The sequence below is a fragment of the Micromonospora marincola genome, from assembly GCF_056150385.1.
On the sequence record NZ_JAXCFT010000010.1, the window covers coordinates 174,208 to 191,168 of the forward strand.

Consider the following 16,961-nt stretch of genomic DNA (forward strand, 5'->3'; position numbering starts at 1 on the left):
GCGAGTTGCCCCGATACGGTGGGGCGCGTGTCGATATCCCCGCGGCGCTCCGCCGTCGCGCTCGCCGCACTTGCCGCGCTGCTCGTCTCCGGCTGCTCCGACGGGCCGGACCGGCCACGCCCGACCCCGTCGACCCCGGCGTCGTCGTCGAGCACGCCGGCCCCGACCGATCCGGCCCCCGCCGATCCGGCCGCCCAGGCCGCCGCCCTGGTCGCCACGCTCTCCGACGAGGACCTCGTCGGGCAGGTGCTGATGCCGTACGCCTACGGCAGCTCGGCCACCGAGGTCTCGACCGGCTCGGCCGCCGGCAACCGCGCCCTCGCCGGCGTCGACACACCCGCCGAGATGGTGGCGAAGTATCGCCTCGGTGGGGTGATCCTGGTCGGCTTCAGCGCCGACGACCCCACCTCCGGCAACCAGGCGACCACGAACGTCGACAACCCGAAGCAGGTCCGGGCGCTCACCGACGGGCTGCGGGCCGCCGCCGGCAAGCTGCCCACCGGCGCCGCGCCCTTCCTGGTCGGCACCGACCAGGAGTACGGCGTGGTCACCCGGATCACCGACGGGGTGACCCAGCTACCCAGCCCGCTCGCCGCCGGCGCGGCCGGGAACCCGGCGCTCACCGAGGCCGCCTGGCGGGCCGCCGGGGCCGAACTGGCCGCGATGGGGATCAACCTGGACTTCGCCCCGGTCGCCGACGTGCTTGTCACCCGGAGCACGGTGATCGGCTCCCGCTCCTTCGGCGCCACCCCGGCGACCGCCTCACCCCAGGTGGCCGGCGCGGTGCGCGGGCTTCAGGCCGAGGGCGTCGGCGCCGCGGTCAAGCACTTCCCCGGCCACGGTCTGACCGCCGCCGACTCGCACTCCGAGCTGCCTGTGGTCGGGCAGTCCCGAGCCGTTCTGGACCGCACCGCGTTCCCGCCCTTCCGCGCCGGGATCGACGCCGGCGCCATGGCGGTGATGTCGGCCCACCTGGACGTCAAGTCGATCGACCCGGGCACCCCGGCCACGTTCTCCCACAAGGTGCTCACCGACGTGCTCCGCGGCCAGCTCGGCTTCCAGGGCGTGGTGATCACCGACGGGATGAACATGGCGCCGGCGAAGAAGTGGTCACCGGGCGAGGCGGCGGTCCGCGCGCTGAAGGCCGGCAACGACCTCATCCTGATGACCCCGAACGTGGGCCAGGCGTACGACGGGCTGCGCGCCGCGCTGACGGACGGCTCGCTGCCGCGCGCCCGCCTGGTCGAGGCGGTGACCCGGGTGCTGACCATGAAGTTCCGGCTGGCCGGGCGTCCGCAGCCGGCGCTGTCGACGCTTGCCGGCGCCGATCACCGCAAAGCCGCCGCCGACCTGGCCGCCGCCGCGGTGACCATGCTGCGCGGGCGGTGCGGGGCCGCGGTGAAGGGCCCGATCCGGGTCACCTCCTCCGGCGGCCGGGACCGCACCCGGGCCGCGCTCACCGAGGCGCTCACCGCCGCCGGGATGAAGGTGGTGTCCTCCGGCGGGACCGTGGTGCACCTCGTGGGGTACGGCGACGGCGCGAAGGACCTGCGCGCCGACGCGGCAGTGACGGTGGCGATGGACACCCCGTACGTGCTGTCCGGAGCGAAGTCGCCGACGGTGCTGGCGACCTACTCGTCCACCCGGGCGTCGATGGACGCGCTGGCCGCGGTGCTCGCCGGCAAGGCCCGCCCCACGGGCCGCTCCCCGGTGCCGGTCCCAGGCCTCCCCGCCACCACCTGCGGGGGTTAAGGAGGGGGCCCCGCTTAACGCCTGCGGTATAGGCGGGGGCCCCGCTTAACACCCCCGGCGCGCCGAAACCGGATGCGGCACGGGGCGCACGGGTGGCAGGGTGCGCCCATGGGAGAGGCAGCGCACGGTTTCCGCTACGTCGAACGCGCCGACGGCACCGTGGTGATCACGCATCACGGGCGGGTCGCCGGCACGCTACGTGGCGGTCGGGCCGCGCAGTTCCTGGCCGAGGTTGAGGACGACCCGCAACTGGTGATGGCGCGCTGGACCGGCAACTACCGGCGCGGCAACGAGCGGACCGCCCGCCAGCATCCCCGCAACCGGATGTGAGGCGGGGCCCCTTCTTAACACACGTGTGTTAAGAAGGGGCCCCGCCTAACGCCGCGGCAGCGGCTCAGGGGCGGGTGAAGACCAGCGCCACGTTGTGGCCGCCGAAACCGAACGCGTTGTTGATCGCGGCGGGGATCTCCAGGTGCCGGGCCTTGTGCGCGGCCACGTCCAGGCTCAACCCGTCGTCCGGGTCGTCCAGGTTGATCGTGGGCGGCACCACGCCGTCCCGGATGGACAGGATGGTGGCGATCGACTCCAGCGCGCCGGCCGCGCCGAGCAGGTGCCCGGTCATCGACTTGGTGGCGGTGAGCAGCACGTGGTCGCCGACCGCCTGGTGCAGCGCGCCGATCTCCAGCATGTCGCCGACCGGGGTGGAGGTGGCGTGCGCGTTGACGTGCACGATGTCCCGGCCGGGCAGGTCCGCGTCGGCGAGCGCCCGGGCGATGGCCCGCACCGCGCCCTCGCCCTCGGCGTGCGGCTGCACGATGTCGTACGCGTCCGAGGTGATCCCGGCGCCGGCCAGGCGCGCGTACACCCGGGCGCCGCGGGCGGCGGCGTGGTCGGCCCGCTCCAGGACCACCACGCCCGCGCCCTCACCGAGCACGAATCCGTCCCGACCCTTGTCCCACGGCCGGGAGGCCCTCTCCGGGTCGTCGTTGCGGGTCGACATGGCCCGCATCGAGGCGAAGCCGGCGATCGGCAGCGGGTGGATGACCGCCTCGGTGCCGCCGGCCACCACCACGTCGGCCCGGCCGGCGCGGATGATGTCCAGCCCCAGCGAGATCGCCTCCGCGCCGGTCGCGCAGGCACTGGCCACCGCGTGCACCCCGGCCTTGGCGCCGAGTTCCAGCCCGACCCAGGCGGCCGGGCCGTTCGGCATCAGCATCGGCACCGTGTGCGGTGAGACACGCCGCGGGCCGGACGCCTCCAGGATGTCGTCCTGGGCGAGCAGGGTGGTGGCGCCGCCGATGCCCGAGCCGACGCTTACCGCCAGCCGTTCCGGGTCCGGACCGGTGTCGGCCAGCCCGGCGTCCGCCCAGGCCTGCCGCGCGGCGATGATGGCAATCGCTTCGGACCGGTCCAGCCGGCGCAGCTTCACCCGGTCGATCACCTCGGCCGGATCCACCGCCAGTTGGGCGGCGATCCGGACGGGCAGTTGCTCGGCCCACTCCTGGGTGAGCGGACCCACCCCGGAGCGGCCGGCGAGCATGGCGTCCCAGGTCGACGCGACGTCCCCGCCGAGCGGGGTCGTCGCGCCGAGCCCGGTGACGACGACGTCGGGGCGACTCATGATCAGGACTGCGCCTCGATGAAGCTGACCGCGTCCCCGACGGTCTTCAGGTTCTGCACCTCGTTGTCCGGGATCTTGACGCCGAACTTCTCCTCGGCCGCCACCACGACCTCGACCATGGAGAGCGAGTCGACGTCGAGGTCGTCGGTGAAGGACTTCCCCTCGGCCACGTCGTCCGGGTTCACGCCGGCAACCTCTTCGAGGATCTCGGCGAGGCCGGCGGTGATCTCGTCACGGGTCATTGCGGTTGGTTCCTCTCATCGGGATTTCTCGGCGGCCGGCGACGCCGGCCACCGCACCTGGAGCGCGGTCGCGCCCGAGGGGGTCTTCAGGGGCAGCGGACGACCTGACCGGCGTAGGTCAGGCCGCCACCGAAGCCGAACAGCAGCACCGGGGCGCCCGAGGGCACCTCGCGCCGTTCGACAAGCTTCGACAGGGCCAGCGGGATGCTCGCCGCCGACGTGTTGCCGGACTCGACGATGTCCTTGGCGATGATCGCGTCCGGGATGTTCAGCCGCTTGGCGATGCCGTCGATGATCCGGCCGTTGGCCTGGTGCGGCACGAATGCGGCCAGCTCGGACGGGTCCACCCCGGCCCGCTCGCACGCCTGGAGCGCGAGCGGGGCCAGCGCGGTGGTGGCCCAGCGGAAGACCGACTGGCCCTCCTGCGCGACGTACGGTTGCCAGCCCTCGATCCGGACCGCGTCGCTCTTCTCCGGCGCGGAACCCCACACCACCGGCCCGATCCCGGCCGGCTCGTCGTCGGCGGTCGCGGTGACCACCGCCGCGCCGGCGCCGTCGCCGAAGATGATGCACGTCGACCGGTCGGTCCAGTCGGTGAAGTCGGAGAGCTTCTCCGCGCCGACGACTATCGCGTTGCGCGCCGCGCCGGCCCGGACCGCGTGGTCCGCCGTGCCCAACGCGTACGCGAAGCCGGAGCAGGCGGTGTTGATGTCGTACGCGGCCGGCGCGGTGATGCCGAGCTTGGCCGCGACCCGGCAGGCCACGTTCGGGCTGCGGTCCACGGAGGTGCAGGTCGCCACCACGACGAGGTCGATGTCGGCGGCGGTGAGGCCCGAGTTGGCGAGCGCCTTGCCGGCCGCGGCGGTGGCCATGTCGGCCACCGTCTCGTCACCGGCGATCCGGCGGGAGACGATGCCGACCCGGTCCCGGATCCACTCGTCGTTGGTGTCGACCATCTGCGCGAGGTCGTCGTTCGTGACTACGCGGGAGGGCTGGTAGTGCCCCATCGCGGCGATCCGGCTGCCGGCCATTTAGTGCGATCCTCCGATGCGGACGAGGGGCTGGCCCGGTGCGACCGGGTCGTCGTGGTGCGCGAGCCATGCGGTGAGCGGCCCGGTGTGGTGGGCGGTCACCTCGACCGGCCCCTGCCGGCCGGCGACGTGGCCGACGACCTGGCCGGCGCCCACCTCGGCGCCCTCGGCCAGGTCGGCCACCGGCGTGAAGACGCCGGCGGCGGGGGAGACCACCACCCGGAAGCGGGACGCCGGCGGGCGGACGGCGGGACCGCCGTGCCGGGCGACGAGGTTCCGTGCGGCCGGCAGGTCGTCGGGGGTGTTCAGGGTGACGAGCTCCGGTGCGCCCTCGCCCTTGAGCTCCCGCTTGACCAGGCCGGCGAGGGTGCCGGCCGGCGGCAGCTCGATCACGCCGGTGACGCCCAGGTCGGCCAGGGCGCGCATGCACAGGTCCCACCGGACCGGGGCGGTCACCTGCCGGACCAGCCGCTGGACCGTCTCCCGGCCGTGCCCGACCGGGGCGCCGTCGAGGTTGGACAGGAGGATGCGGGTCGGGTCGGCCACGGTGACCCCGGCGGCAACGCCGGCCAGGGCGGCCTCGGCCGGCGCCATGTAGGGGGTGTGGAACGCGCCGGCCACCTGGAGTCGGATGATCCGGACCCGGCCCGGCGGCTCGGCGGCGAGCTTCTCCAGCCCGGCGACCGCGCCGGCGGCGACGATCTGGCCGGCGCCGTTGCGGTTGGCGGGGTGCAGCCCGTGGGTGTCGAGCGCGGCGAGCACCTCGTCCGGGTCGCCGCCGAGTACCGCGGCCATCCCGGTCGGTTCCAGCGCGCAGGCGGCGGCCATCTCCCGGCCGCGTACGCCGGCGAGCGTCACGGCCGCCTCGGCGGGCAGCACCCCGGCCAGCGCGGCGGCGGCCAGCTCGCCCACGCTGTGCCCGGCGACAAGCGCGACGTCATGCATCGGCAGGTGTTCGGCGGCGAGCAGCGCGGCGGCGACCAGCAGCGGCTGGGTGCGGGCGGTGTCCTTGATCTCGTCCGCGTCCGCCCGGGTGCCGAGGTGCACCAGGTCGGCCCCGGCCAGCGCCGACCACCAGCGCAGGCGCGCTTCGACGCCGGCGAGGTCGAGCCAGGGATTCAGGAAACCGGGCTTCTGTGAGCCCTGTCCGGGGGAGAGTACGGCGAGCACGTGTACGACTCTGACGGATATTCGCGGGTCGCGCTGTAACGCACGGCACGAAACCGCACTAGAAGCTTTAGAGGAATCCTACAAAGATCGGCGACGGTCATCGCCGTTCCGGGTGGTTTTCCGCCCGGACGCGCTCCCTGTCTGGTTCGGGACGGGTGTGACCGCCGGTGCCACCGGGTCCAGTCGGCCGACCGTCAGCGCGAGCTGGAGCGCGAAGGCGTCCCGCGGGGCGAGCGGCGAGAAGCCGGTCACCTCGGCGATCCGCTTGAGCCGGTAGCGCACCGTGTTCGGGTGCACGAACAGCGCCCGCGCGGCGCTCTCCAGCGTGCCGCCGGCGGCGAAGAACGCGTCGAGTGTCTCCAGCAGTTCGCCGCCGGCGCGGGCCAGCGCCGCGTACACGTCGTGGCGCAGCCGGCGACGGGCCTCGGCGTCGCCGGCGAGCGCCCGTTCGGGCAGCAGTTCGGCGGCGGCCACCGGGCACGGCGCGGTCGGCCAGGCCGGCGCGGCCCGGAAACCGGCGAGCGCGGCCCGCGCGGACTCGGTCGCCTCGTCCAGGCTGGGTACGGCGGGACCGACCACCACCGGCCCGTCGCCGAACGCCGGACGCAGCTTGTCGGCGGCGGCCAACGGATCGGCCGCCCCACCGAGCACGACCACGAGGCGGTCGCCGTGCACCCCACCGATCACCTCGACGCCGATCCGCCGGGCCTGCCGGTAGACCGTGTGCAGCACGGCCGCCACCTCGCCGCCGGGCGAGCGACCGACCGCCACCGCCACCGGCGGCGCGTCCGACCAGCCGAGCGCCGCGGCCCGGCTCGCGAGCACGTCCGGCGAGTCGCCGCGCAGCAGCGCGTCGACGAGCAACGCCTGCAACCGGGCGTCCCAGGAGCCCCGGGTCTCGGCGGCCCGGGCGTAGACCCGCGCGGCGGCGAACGCGATCTCCCGGGAGAAGCGCAGCACCGCCTCCCGCAGCGACTGCTCCTCGCCCGGCACGGCCAGCTCCGACACCTGCTCCTCGACCACCTCGATGGTCACCTTGATCAGCGCCACGGTCTGCTGGAGGCTGATCGAGCGGGCGAGCGCCTGCGGCGCGGAGTCGAAGACCTCGTCCGACACCTCCTGGGTGCGGTCGGTCGCGCCGCCGCCCTGGCGCAGCCACTGCACGAGCGACCGCACGCCGGCCTGTGCGACGAGCATCACCCAGGAGCGTTGGTCGGCCGGCAGCCCCCGGAACCACGGCAGGCTCTCGTCCATTCGGGCCACGCTTGCGGTGGCCAGGGTGCCCGCGGCCCGCTCGATGCGGCGCAGCGTCGCCGACGTCTCCGTTCCGCCCGGTTCGCTCACCGCATCAGCCTGACACGCTCTGACCAGCGGATCCACTCCGATCCCACGGCACCGCCGCGGACTGACGATCGCCACCGGTACGCGCTGACGATCTCGTCGGGTCGGGCCAGTACGGTGTCAGGGCGCGTCGGGGAGTTCCGCCCGACGGGCGAAGGCGAAGGTGAGGAGACCGGGATGGCGCACGGGGAGGCCGAGCACGGCTGCGCCCAGGACGAGCCGTGCCGGATGGGCCACGACCAGCCGCGCCGGGTGGGCCTGACCCATCCGGGCGAGCCGGCCGCCGGGTGGACGCCCGAGCGTGTCGACGAGGACGTGGCGGTGCCGCGCCAGCGGTCCGGGGAGCCGGCGCATCCCGTCGGCGAGCCGGCGTCGTCCCGGAGCTGCCTCAGCGACCAGGACGGCTGGGCGGGCGGCCACCAGCACGGCGCGGTGCGCCCCCGTAACCGCATCGTCCGCCGGGAGCGTCCGCCGCGCCGCTGGTGCTGACCACGCGCCGCCCGCCCAGGCGGGCGCGGGTGACGGCGGTCGACGGGTACGGCGCGGCCGGCCGGCGCTGAGCCGGGGCTCAGCGGGTGCGGCGGCGCACCAGGAGCGCGATGCCGGCCAGCCCGACGGTGATGACAAGCACCACCCCGACGTTGAGCAGCAGCAGCCGTTGCAGGTCGCCGAGCGCGGTGTCCAGGTTGCCCACCGGGTCGAGCGCGTCCTCCGGCAGCACCCGCTCGCCGCCGCCGATGCCGCCGGAGAGGGTGTCGAACCGGGGCGCCAGCGGCACCCCGACGGAGCGCAGCGTCTCGGACATGTTGAGACGCCCGAAGAACCAGCCGGCGCGGGGGTGGCTCAGGTCGGGCTGCTTCGCCGGCCGGTAGACCCGGGGGCCACCCTTGGCCAGTGGGAACAGGTCGTAGGTGTGCTGCGGGCTGCCCGCGCTGAGCACCACCACCGTGTACTTCGGACCGAGGTCCTTGGCCGCGGGGCCGCGTAGCTGCCCGGTCGTGCCAAGCCACTTGACCTGGTCGATGACCATGTTGACCTCGGCCGGGCGGGTGTCGGCGCGGAGTTGCAGCGGCTGGTCGAGTTGGTCGCCGGTGATGTCCACCCCGGCCGGGGCGAGCTTCGGCTTCGGCGCGGCCTGGGCGGCCGTGGCGCCGGTGAGGGGAAGCGCGCACGCGAGTGCCACCGCCGCCCCGGCCACCATCGTCGCCAGCCGTCTCACCTTGCGGACCATCGCCGCCTCCTCGCCCCGTTCGATGGCTGGCTTCCGTTGCCGGTCACACTGGACCTGCTCCACCTCAGAGACTCCGCAGAACGTCGCGTGGTTGCAGCAGGTGGAAGAGTATTTGGAACTATCTGCGAGCTGAGACCGACAAAACGAGCGGGCCGATGATCAGCGGCCGGATCTTACCCGGACGGAGGAGTTCATGGGGGGCAGGGTCGCCCGTTGGGCACGTACCTGGCTGGCGGTGCTCGGGGTGGCGGCGGGGGTGTCGCTGCTGCTGCCGGCCGCGCCGGCCGCCGCGCACAACTCGTTGACCGGCAGCGATCCGCGGAACGGGGCCCGGGTGGCCACCGCGCCGAAGCGGATCGAGCTGCGGTTCCTCGCCACGCCGAAGGAGGCCAACACGAAGGTCACCGTCACCGGGCCGGACAACGTGCCCGCCGCGGGCGGCACGCCGGCGTTCTCCGGCAAGCGGGTGAGCGTGCCGTTCACGCCGGGCGCGGCCGGGCTCTACATCGTGGCCTACCAGCTCGGCTCCGACGACGGACACCCGATCAAGGGGGAGGTCCGGTTCACTCTGACCACCGGCACCCCGGCGGAGGCGCCGTCGCCGAGCGCCGCGCCCACAAGCGCCGCCGCGTCGCCGTCGCCGGTGAGCCCGACGCCCGCCGCGGCGGCGGACGACGACGGGGGTACGGGCTGGCTGTGGGTGGCCGCCCCGGTGGTGGTGCTCGCCGCGCTTGCCGCTGGAGCGCTGCTGCTGCGTCGCCGCGCCGCCCGCCGCTGACCGCCCGCCCGTCGCGCGGGGACCCGTACCCGGATCTTGGTACGCATCCGCCCTCCCGAGGGCGAATCCGTACCAAGATCCGCGGCGCGCCCGCGTGTGACGGGGCGGGGCTCAGACCAGGCGGACTCGTGCGGCGCGCAGGCGGGTGAGGGTGCGGTCGCGGCCGAGCACCTCAAGGGACTCGAACAGCGGCAACCCGACGGTGCGCCCCGTGACCGCGACCCGCACCGGCGCCTGCGCCTTGCCGAGCTTCAGCCCGCGCTCCGCGCCGACCGCCTCAAGCGTGGCCTTCAACGACTCGGCGTCCCAGGGCTCCAGCGCCTCGAACGCGGCGATCGCCGCGTCCAGCAGCTCGGCCGCGCCCTCCTTCATCGCCTTCGCCCAGGCCGCCTCGTCGATCAGCGGGTCGGCCAGGAAGAGGAAGTCGACGTTCGGCACGATCTCGCTGAGCACCGCGATCCGGGTCTGTGCCAGCGGGGCCACCGCCGCGAACGCGGCCGGGTCGAACTCGGCCGGCTGCCACGGCGGCGGGGGGATGGTGTCGGTGCCGGTGAGCCACGGCTGGCAGGCGGCGACGAACTCGTCGACCGGCAGCGCCCGGATGTACTCCCCGTTGAAGGCGCGCAGCTTCTTCTCGTCGAAGAAGGCCGGGGACGGGTTCACCTCGTCGAGCCGGAACTCGTCCTCGATCACCGACCAGGGCACGATCTCCCGGTCGCCCGACGGCGCCCAGCCGAGCAGCATCAGATAGTTGCGCATGGCGTCGGCGAGGTAGCCCTCGTCCCGGTACGCCTCCAGGGCGACCTTGTCCCGCCGCTTGGACAGCTTCTGCCGCTTCTCGTTCACCACCACCGGCACGTGCGCCCAGATCGGCGGCTTGACGCCGAGCGCGTCCCAGAGCAGTTGCTGCTTCGGGGTGTTGGGCAGGTGCTCCTCGGCCCGGATCACGTGGGTGATCCCCATGCTCATGTCGTCTACCACGTTTGCCAGCAGGAACACGGGGGAGCCGTCGCCGCGGGCGATGACGAAGTCCTCGATCAGCTTGTTCTCGAACGTCGGCTCGCCGCGGATCAGGTCGACCACCACGGTCTCGCCCTCGTCCGGGGTGCGGAAGCGCAGCGCCCGGCCCTCGCCGGCCGGCAGGCCCCGGTCGCGGCAGAAGCCGTCGTAGCCGCGGTGCTGCGAGCCGGTACGCGCCTGCACGTCCTCCCGGGTGCAGTCGCAGTAGTACGCCCGGCCGCCCTCGTGCAGCCGCTGCGCGGCGGCGCGGTGCTCGCCCGCGTACGAGGACTGGAAGTAGGGGCCCTCGTAGCTGCCCCGCGCGATGCCGATCCAGTCGAGCGCGGAGAGGATGCCCTCGGTCCACTCGGGCCGGTTGCGGGCCGCGTCGGTGTCCTCGACGCGGAGCACGAACACCCCGCCCTGCTGCTTGGCGAAGATCCAGTTCTGCAGGGCCGAGCGGGCGCCGCCGACGTGGAACATTCCGGTCGGGGAGGGGGCGAAGCGTACACGTACCGTCACGTCCCCCAGCCTACGGCGGCCCGCGACCGGTTAAGGAGGGGCCCCTTCTTAACGCCTACGGAGGTGGCGGGGCCCCCGCTTAACACGAGGCGCACAGCGGGGCGCTCACGGTACGGAGCGGATCTTCACGACCAGCGCGCTACCGACCAGGGTGACGGCCGCGGTGGCCGCGTAGAGGGTGGGATAACCGCCGAGGTGGACCACGATCGGGGCGGAGAGCGCCGGCCCCAGCACCTGCGGCGCGGAGTTGGCGATGTTGATCACCCCGAGGTCCTTGGCCCGGTCGGTGGCGGCGGGCAGCACCTGCGTGATCAACGCGGCGTCCACCGCCAGGTAGACCCCGTAGCCGGCGCCGAGCAGCAGCGCGGCGACGATCGCCATCGACCAGACCGGCGCGACCGCCAGCAGCGTCGCCGCCACCGCCATGATCAGCCCGGACACGATCACGAAGACCTTGCGCCGCCCGGACCGGTCGGAGATCCGCCCGGCGACCACGGCGGTGAGCATCATGCCCAGCGTGTAGAGCAGGATCAGCACCAGCAGCGAGCCCTCGGGGTCGGCCACCCGCACCCCGTCGGTGAGGAAGTAGAGCAGGTAGAGCGTGCCGAGCGCGTTGCCGAGCTGCACCAGGAACCGGGTGAACCAGGCCCAGGCGAAGTCGGGGTGGCGGCGCGGGCTGATCCATATGGAGGCGAGCAGGGCGCGCCCCCGCAGCGGCGACCGGTGCTCCCGGGGCAGCGGGTCGTCCTGGGTGAGCAGCGCGAACGGCAGTGAGAGCAGCAGCACGGCGAGCGCGATCGCCGCGTACCCGGCGGCGTTTCCGGTGACCACGGCGGTCACCAGCACCGCGCCGACCACCAGGCCCAGCGCCTGCGGGATGCCCACCCAGCCGGAGACGCCGCCGCGCTGGGCCACCGGGACCCGGTCCGGGATCGCGGCGGTGAGGCTGGCCAGCATGGCGTTGAAGCAGACCTGCGCGGCCACCCAGGCCACCGCCACCCCGGCGATGCTGTTCTGCCGGGCCAGCAGCAGCAGGGCGAGCGCGCCGACCACCGCGCCGGTCGCGGTCCAGACGTGCCGGCGGCCGAAGTGCCGGTTGGCCAACCGCAGGGAGGTACGGTCCGACAGCGCGCCGGCGAGCGGGTTCGCCAGCACCGCGGCGAGCGCGCCGAGGCCGGTCACCACCGCGAGCATCGCCTCCTTGTCGGCCGGCGCGATGCGTTCCACCTGCTGCGGCAGCAGCACCTGGATCGGCGTGAAGAACGCCATCCAGACGCCCAGGTTCGCCGCGAAGATCAGCGCGATCCAGCTCCGCCGTACCGGCACGGTCGGCTCGGCGAGCGCCGCCGGCAGCGAGGTCGGCGTCGGATTGACAGTGGTCATCGCCGGACCAGGTCGCGGAACCAGGCGTACGACGACTTCGGGGTACGCCGCTGCGTCGGGTAGTCGACGTGCACCAGGCCGAACCGCTTGGTGAACCCCTCCGCCCACTCCCAGTTGTCGAGCAGCGACCAGACGAAGTATCCGGTCACCGGCACGCCCTCGGTCATCGCCTCGCGCACCGCGCGCACGTGCCCGTCCAGGTAGGCGATCCGCTCCGGGTCGTCCACCCGGCCCTGCGCGTCCGGCGCGTCGTCGTACGCGCAGCCGCTCTCGGTGACCTGGATGGGCGGCAGCGCGTCGCCGTACCTGTGGTGGAGTTGGCGCAGCAACTCGCGTAGCCCGTCCGGGGCGACCGGCCAGTCGAAGGCGGTGCGCGGGTAACCGTCGAGCGGCACCATCTCGAACGGCAGCGGCGAGCCCTCCTCGGGCGCGCGGATGCCGGTCGGGTTGTAGTAGTTCACCCCGAGCACGTCGATCGGCGCGGCCAGCACGGCCAGGTCGCCGTCGCGGATCACGGCCGGGTCGACGCCCGGCGCGTCGGGGTAGCCGCGGCCGAGCAGCGGATCGGTGAAGAGCTGGTTGTGCAGCGCGTCGTACGCCGCGGCGGCGGCCCGGTCCGCGTCGGTGTCCCCGGCCGGCCGCACCGGCGAGTAGTTGTTTGCGATCGCCACCGGGCTCGCGGTGCGGGCGCGCAGCGCGGCGACTGCGAGGCCGTGCCCGAGGAGTTGGTGGTGGGCGGCCGGGAAGGCGTCGAAGAGCAGCGCCCGGCCGGGCGCGTGGGTGCCGATGCCGTACCCGAGGGTCATGTGGATGAACGGCTCGTTGAGCGTGATCCAGAGCTTCACCCGGTCGCCGAGGCGGGCCGCGGTCAGGTCGGCGTACTCGGCGAAGCGGGCGGCGGTGTCCCGGTTCAGCCAGCCGCCGGCGTCCTCAAGGGGTTGCGGCAGGTCCCAGTGGAAGAGCGTGGCGACCGGGTCGACGCCGGCGGCGAGCAGGCCGTCGACCAGCCGGTCGTAGAAGTCCAGCCCGGCCGTGTTCGCCGGGCCGGCGCCGGTCGGCTGCACGCGCGGCCAGGCGATCGAGAACCGGTACGCGGACACGCCCAGCCCGGCGAGCAGCGCGGTGTCCTCGGCGTACCGATGGTAGTGGTCGCACGCTTCGGCGCCGGTGCTGCCGTCGACGATCCGGCCGGCCTCGTGGGCGAACGTGTCCCAGATGGACGGCCCGCGACCGTCGACTGTGGTCGCCCCCTCGATCTGGTGCGCGGAGGTGGACACCCCCCAGCGGAAGCCGGCGGGGAAGTCGGGCATCGGCACGGTCGTCAATTCGCCCTCCCGAGACGTGAAGTGTATTCGCGACTCTAGGGCTCCGGTGAGCGACGCGCTATAGGCCGGGAAGGCGGCCCGACGCAAGGGGGTTCGGCGTGTCTTCTCCGATCCCGTCCGCTTAAGTCCGATTTACACATAGAGTGCCAAATATCGCGGATGTGATTTAAGTGGGGGAAAGACACTAATGATCCTCGTGGAACGTAGCGCACACGTGGTGGCGCCTGTGGAAGAGGTCTGGAACGTCGTGCAGCGGGCCGAGCAGTTGCCGGCCTGGCTGGCGGGGGTCCGCGCGGCCGAGGTCCTGTCCGGGGAGGGGTTCGGCCGGCGCCAGTTGGTCCAGGCCGGACGCGGCGCCGCGCACGAGGCCGAGGTGATCGCCTATCAGGAGCCGACCCTGATCGGCTGGCGCGAGCGGGCCAAGGGCGCCGGCGCGCGGGCCGAGGCGCGTACCGAGATCTACGTCCAGCTGACCTCGGACGAGGACGCCGGCGGCACCGTGGTCCGGTTGATCGTCGTGCGGTGGCCCGCCGGGCCGGTCAAGGCCGCCATGCTGCGGCTCGGCCTGCGCCGGGTCGGCGCCGACCTGGAGGACTCGCTGGCCCGGCTGACCGACCTGGCCGCCGTCGGCTGACCGAGCCGCACTCCCGGCGTCGCCCGAACGACGATGGTCCGGCATCCCCACCAGGGACGCCGGACCATCGCCGTTGGCGGTGAGAAGGGGCCCCTTCTCTACCGCAGACGTTAAGAAGGGGCCCCTCCTTGCACTTCTAGCTGTCGCCGCCGGTCTCGCCCACCGGGGCGGCCGTCACGTCGTCGAGCGCGTACTTGCGGGCGGCGTCGGCCGGCACCTCGGCCGGGACGGTGCCGCGCAGCGCGAGCTGCCGCAGCGTGGCGACCGCGATCGACTCGGCGTCGACGTGGAAGTGGCGGCGCAGCGCGTGCCGGGTGTCCGACATGCCGAAGCCGTCGGTGCCGAGCGAGGTGTAGTCCCCCGGTACCCACCGTGCGATCAGGTCCGGCACCGCGCGCATCCAGTCGCTCACCGCGACCTTCGGCCCGTCGGCGTCGGCCAGCTTGCGCTGGATGTACGGCACCCGCTGCTCCGCACCGAGGTTGAGCAGGTTGTGCTCCTCGCACTCCACCGCGTCGCGGCGCAACTCGGTCCAGGACGTCACCGACCACACGTCGGCGGCCACGCCCCAGTCCTCGGCGAGGAGCTGCTGCGCCTTGAGCGCCCACTGCATGCCGGTGCCGGAGGCGAGGATGTTCGCCTTCGGCGCGTCGCCGTCGAGCTGCGGCGCCGGTGAGTAGCGGTAGATGCCCTTGACGATGCCCTCGGCGTCCACGCCCTCCGGCTCGGCCGGCTGGAAGATCGGCTCGTTGTAGACGGTGAGGTAGTAGAAGACGTTCTCCTGCGCCTCGCCGTACATCCGGTGCAGGCCGTTCTCCAGGATGTGCGCCAGCTCGAAGGCGAACGCCGCGTCGTACGCGACCACCGCCGGGTTGGTGGCGGCGAGCAGCAGCGAGTGGCCGTCCTCGTGCTGGAGGCCCTCACCGTTGAGCGTGGTCCGGCCGGCGGTGGCGCCGAGCACGAAGCCCCGCGCCATCTGGTCGGCCGCCGCCCAGAAGCCGTCGCCGGTGCGCTGGAACCCGAACATCGAGTAGAAGATGTACATCGGGATCATCGGCTCGCCGTGCGTGGCGTACGACGTGCCGGCGGCGGTGAACGAGGCGACCGAGCCGGCCTCGTTGATCCCCTCGTGCAGGATCTGCCCGGTCGTCGACTCCTTGTACGACAGGAACAGCTCCCGGTCGACCGAGGTGTAGCGCTGGCCGTGCGGCGAGTAGATCTTCTGGGTCGGGAAGAGCGAGTCCATGCCGAAGGTGCGGGCCTCGTCCGGGATGATCGGCACCCAGCGCCTGCCGAACTCCTTGTCCTTCATCACGTCCTTGAGTAGGCGGACGAAGGCCATCGTGGTGGCCACCTTCTGCTTGCCCGACCCGCGCTTGACGTCGGCGAACCGTTCGCTGCCCGGGATGGCGAGCCGCTTGCGCGCGGTGGTGCGCGACGGGAGGTAGCCGCCTAGCTGGCGACGCCGCTCCCGCAGGTATTCCATCTCGTCCGACTTCTCGTCCGGCGTGAAGTACGGCGGGAGGTAGGGGTTCTCCTCCAACTGCTTGTCCGGGATGTCGAGGTAGAGCCGGTCGCGGAACAGCTTCAAGTCGTCGAGCGTCAGCTTCTTCATCTGGTGCGTGGCGTTGCGGCCCTCGAAGTGCGAACCGAGCGTCCAGCCCTTGATTGTCTTGGCGAGGATCACCGTCGGCTGGCCGGTGTGCTCCGTCGCCGCCTTGTAGGCCGCGTAGAGCTTGCGGTAGTCGTGGCCACCCCGCTTGAGGTTCCAGATCTCGTCGTCGGAGAGGTGCTCGACCATCTTGCGGGTCCGCGGGTCACGACCGAAGAAGTGCTCCCGGACGTACGCCCCGGACTCCGCCTTGTAGGTCTGGTAGTCACCGTCGGGCGTGGTGTTCATCAGGTTGACGAGCGCGCCGTCGGTGTCCGCCGCGAGCAGCGGGTCCCACTCCCGGCCCCAGACCACCTTGATGACGTTCCAGCCGGCGCCCCGGAAGAACGCCTCCAGTTCCTGCATGACCTTGCCGTTGCCGCGGACCGGGCCGTCCAGCCGCTGGAGGTTGCAGTTGATCACGAAGGTGAGGTTGTCCAGCTCCTCGCGCGCGGCCACGCCGATCGCGCCGAGCGACTCGACCTCGTCCATCTCGCCGTCGCCGAGGAACGCCCAGACGTGCTGCTGGGAGGTGTCCTTGATGCCGCGGTGCTGCAGGTAGCGGTTGAACCGCGCCTGGTAGATCGCGTTCAGCGGGCCGAGGCCCATGGACACGGTGGGGAACTCCCAGAAGTCCGGCATCAGCCGCGGGTGCGGGTAGGACGGCAGCGCGCCGCCGGGGTGCGACAGCTCCTGCCGGAAGCCGTCGAGCTGCTCGGAGCTGAGCCGGCCCTCCAGGAAGGCCCGCGCGTACATGCCAGGGGAGGCGTGACCCTGGTAGTAGATGTGGTCACCGCCGCCCGGGTGCTCCTTGCCCCGGAAGAAGTGGTTGAAGCCCACCTCGTAGAGCGACGCGGAGCTGGCGAACGTGGAGATGTGGCCGCCCACGCCGATCTCCGGGCGCTGCGCCCGGTGCACGAGCATGGCGGCGTTCCACCTGATGTAGGCCCGGAGTCGCCGCTCGATGTGCTCGTCACCGGGGAACCACGGTTCGCTCTCCGGCGGGATGGTGTTGATGTAGTCGGTGGTGGTCAGGGACGGCACCCCGACCTGGCGCTCGCGGGCCCGCTCCAGCAGGCTCAGCATGACGTACCGGGCGCGCTTGGTTCCGCGCTCGTCGATGACACCGTCGAGTGACTCGACCCATTCGCTGGTTTCTTCAGGGTCGATGTCCGGAAGCTGGCTCGGCAGACCAGCGGTGATCACCGGGCGCTTGCGTTCCGTAGCCACAGGCGTTCCCTCGGTTCTGTGTGGGATAGGTCTCTAGCGCCATCCTGCCCC

At 72.9% G+C, this 16,961-nt stretch carries 15 protein-coding genes; 5 read left to right on the plus strand and 10 right to left on the minus strand.

Translation table 11 applies throughout. The features are described from left to right. Positions 1–18 precede the first annotated feature (18 nt). Both SM450_RS21415 and SM450_RS21420 read left to right on the plus strand, forming a co-directional pair. Positions 19–1,752: a glycoside hydrolase family 3 protein gene (locus SM450_RS21415; RefSeq protein WP_474621523.1), complete on the plus strand. Its 1,734-nt coding sequence runs from the start codon at positions 19–21 to the stop codon at positions 1,750–1,752. 108 nt (positions 1,753–1,860) lie between these two features. Further along, complete coding sequence (locus tag SM450_RS21420; RefSeq protein WP_282289372.1) at positions 1,861–2,082, plus strand: hypothetical protein; 222 nt, start codon at positions 1,861–1,863, stop codon at positions 2,080–2,082. A gap of 64 nt (positions 2,083–2,146) precedes the next feature. Here the strand turns inward: SM450_RS21420 and fabF are convergent, their stop codons facing one another. From fabF to SM450_RS21445, 5 genes are all read right to left on the minus strand, one after another. Further along, the gene (fabF, locus tag SM450_RS21425; protein WP_474621524.1) at positions 2,147–3,373 is read right to left on the minus strand and encodes a beta-ketoacyl-ACP synthase II; all 1,227 of its coding nucleotides are present in this window, start codon (positions 3,371–3,373) and stop codon (positions 2,147–2,149) included. A gap of 2 nt (positions 3,374–3,375) precedes the next feature. Then, positions 3,376–3,615, minus strand: coding sequence for an acyl carrier protein (locus SM450_RS21430; protein ID WP_334485728.1), 240 nt, complete (start codon positions 3,613–3,615; stop codon positions 3,376–3,378). A gap of 86 nt (positions 3,616–3,701) precedes the next feature. Beyond that, entirely contained in the window at positions 3,702–4,646 is a 945-nt protein-coding gene (locus SM450_RS21435) for a beta-ketoacyl-ACP synthase III (protein WP_474621525.1), read from the minus strand. After that, a complete protein-coding gene (locus SM450_RS21440) occupies positions 4,647–5,816 on the minus strand; it encodes an acyltransferase domain-containing protein (protein WP_474621526.1) in 1,170 nt (389 codons plus the stop codon). Positions 5,817–5,894: 78 nt separating this feature from the next. Beyond that, a complete protein-coding gene (locus tag SM450_RS21445; protein ID WP_474621527.1) occupies positions 5,895–7,196 on the minus strand; it encodes a PucR family transcriptional regulator in 1,302 nt (433 codons plus the stop codon). A 138-nt stretch (positions 7,197–7,334) separates the two neighbouring features. Between SM450_RS21445 and SM450_RS21450 the strand changes: the two genes are divergently transcribed. Next, positions 7,335–7,646, plus strand: coding sequence for a hypothetical protein (locus SM450_RS21450; RefSeq protein ID WP_474621528.1), 312 nt, complete (start codon positions 7,335–7,337; stop codon positions 7,644–7,646). Between the two features lie 79 nt (positions 7,647–7,725). On the opposite strand, the gene SM450_RS21455 is transcribed toward SM450_RS21450, so the two are convergent. Next, the gene (locus SM450_RS21455; protein WP_474621529.1) at positions 7,726–8,388 is read right to left on the minus strand and encodes a hypothetical protein; all 663 of its coding nucleotides are present in this window, start codon (positions 8,386–8,388) and stop codon (positions 7,726–7,728) included. Positions 8,389–8,581: 193 nt separating this feature from the next. Between SM450_RS21455 and SM450_RS21460 the strand changes: the two genes are divergently transcribed. Then, positions 8,582–9,166 (plus strand): copper resistance CopC family protein, encoded by a 585-nt coding sequence (locus tag SM450_RS21460; protein WP_474621530.1) that lies wholly within the window; start codon positions 8,582–8,584, stop codon positions 9,164–9,166. A 111-nt stretch (positions 9,167–9,277) separates the two neighbouring features. On the opposite strand, the gene gltX is transcribed toward SM450_RS21460, so the two are convergent. From gltX to SM450_RS21475, 3 genes are all read right to left on the minus strand, one after another. Next, complete coding sequence (gene gltX / locus SM450_RS21465) at positions 9,278–10,687, minus strand: glutamate--tRNA ligase (protein WP_474621531.1); 1,410 nt, start codon at positions 10,685–10,687, stop codon at positions 9,278–9,280. Positions 10,688–10,792: 105 nt separating this feature from the next. Then, a complete protein-coding gene (locus tag SM450_RS21470) occupies positions 10,793–12,070 on the minus strand; it encodes an MFS transporter (RefSeq protein ID WP_474621532.1) in 1,278 nt (425 codons plus the stop codon). Beyond that, a complete protein-coding gene (locus tag SM450_RS21475; RefSeq protein WP_474621564.1) occupies positions 12,067–13,380 on the minus strand; it encodes a GH1 family beta-glucosidase in 1,314 nt (437 codons plus the stop codon). The genes SM450_RS21470 and SM450_RS21475 overlap by 4 nt, the downstream gene beginning before the upstream one ends. Positions 13,381–13,582: 202 nt before the next feature. Here SM450_RS21475 and SM450_RS21480 point away from each other — a divergent pair, with 202 nt between their 5' ends. Beyond that, on the plus strand, positions 13,583–14,029 hold the full coding sequence (locus tag SM450_RS21480) for an SRPBCC family protein (protein ID WP_474621533.1): 447 nt from the start codon (positions 13,583–13,585) through the stop codon (positions 14,027–14,029). A gap of 136 nt (positions 14,030–14,165) precedes the next feature. On the opposite strand, the gene aceE is transcribed toward SM450_RS21480, so the two are convergent. Further along, positions 14,166–16,910 (minus strand): pyruvate dehydrogenase (acetyl-transferring), homodimeric type, encoded by a 2,745-nt coding sequence (gene aceE / locus SM450_RS21485; protein ID WP_474621534.1) that lies wholly within the window; start codon positions 16,908–16,910, stop codon positions 14,166–14,168. Positions 16,911–16,961 lie beyond the last annotated feature (51 nt).

Coding starts and splice junctions, on each gene's coding strand:
- SM450_RS21420 (WP_282289372.1), top strand. CDS start 1,861: ATGGGAGAGGCAGCGCACGGTTTCCGCTACGTCGAACGCGCCGACGGC.
- fabF (WP_474621524.1), bottom strand. CDS start 3,373: ATGAGTCGCCCCGACGTCGTCGTCACCGGGCTCGGCGCGACGACCCCG.
- SM450_RS21430 (WP_334485728.1), bottom strand. CDS start 3,615: ATGACCCGTGACGAGATCACCGCCGGCCTCGCCGAGATCCTCGAAGAG.
- SM450_RS21435 (WP_474621525.1), bottom strand. CDS start 4,646: ATGGCCGGCAGCCGGATCGCCGCGATGGGGCACTACCAGCCCTCCCGC.
- SM450_RS21450 (WP_474621528.1), top strand. CDS start 7,335: ATGGCGCACGGGGAGGCCGAGCACGGCTGCGCCCAGGACGAGCCGTGC.
- SM450_RS21455 (WP_474621529.1), bottom strand. CDS start 8,388: ATGGTCCGCAAGGTGAGACGGCTGGCGACGATGGTGGCCGGGGCGGCG.
- SM450_RS21460 (WP_474621530.1), top strand. CDS start 8,582: ATGGGGGGCAGGGTCGCCCGTTGGGCACGTACCTGGCTGGCGGTGCTC.
- SM450_RS21470 (WP_474621532.1), bottom strand. CDS start 12,070: ATGACCACTGTCAATCCGACGCCGACCTCGCTGCCGGCGGCGCTCGCC.
- SM450_RS21475 (WP_474621564.1), bottom strand. CDS start 13,380: ATGCCCGACTTCCCCGCCGGCTTCCGCTGGGGGGTGTCCACCTCCGCG.
- SM450_RS21480 (WP_474621533.1), top strand. CDS start 13,583: ATGATCCTCGTGGAACGTAGCGCACACGTGGTGGCGCCTGTGGAAGAG.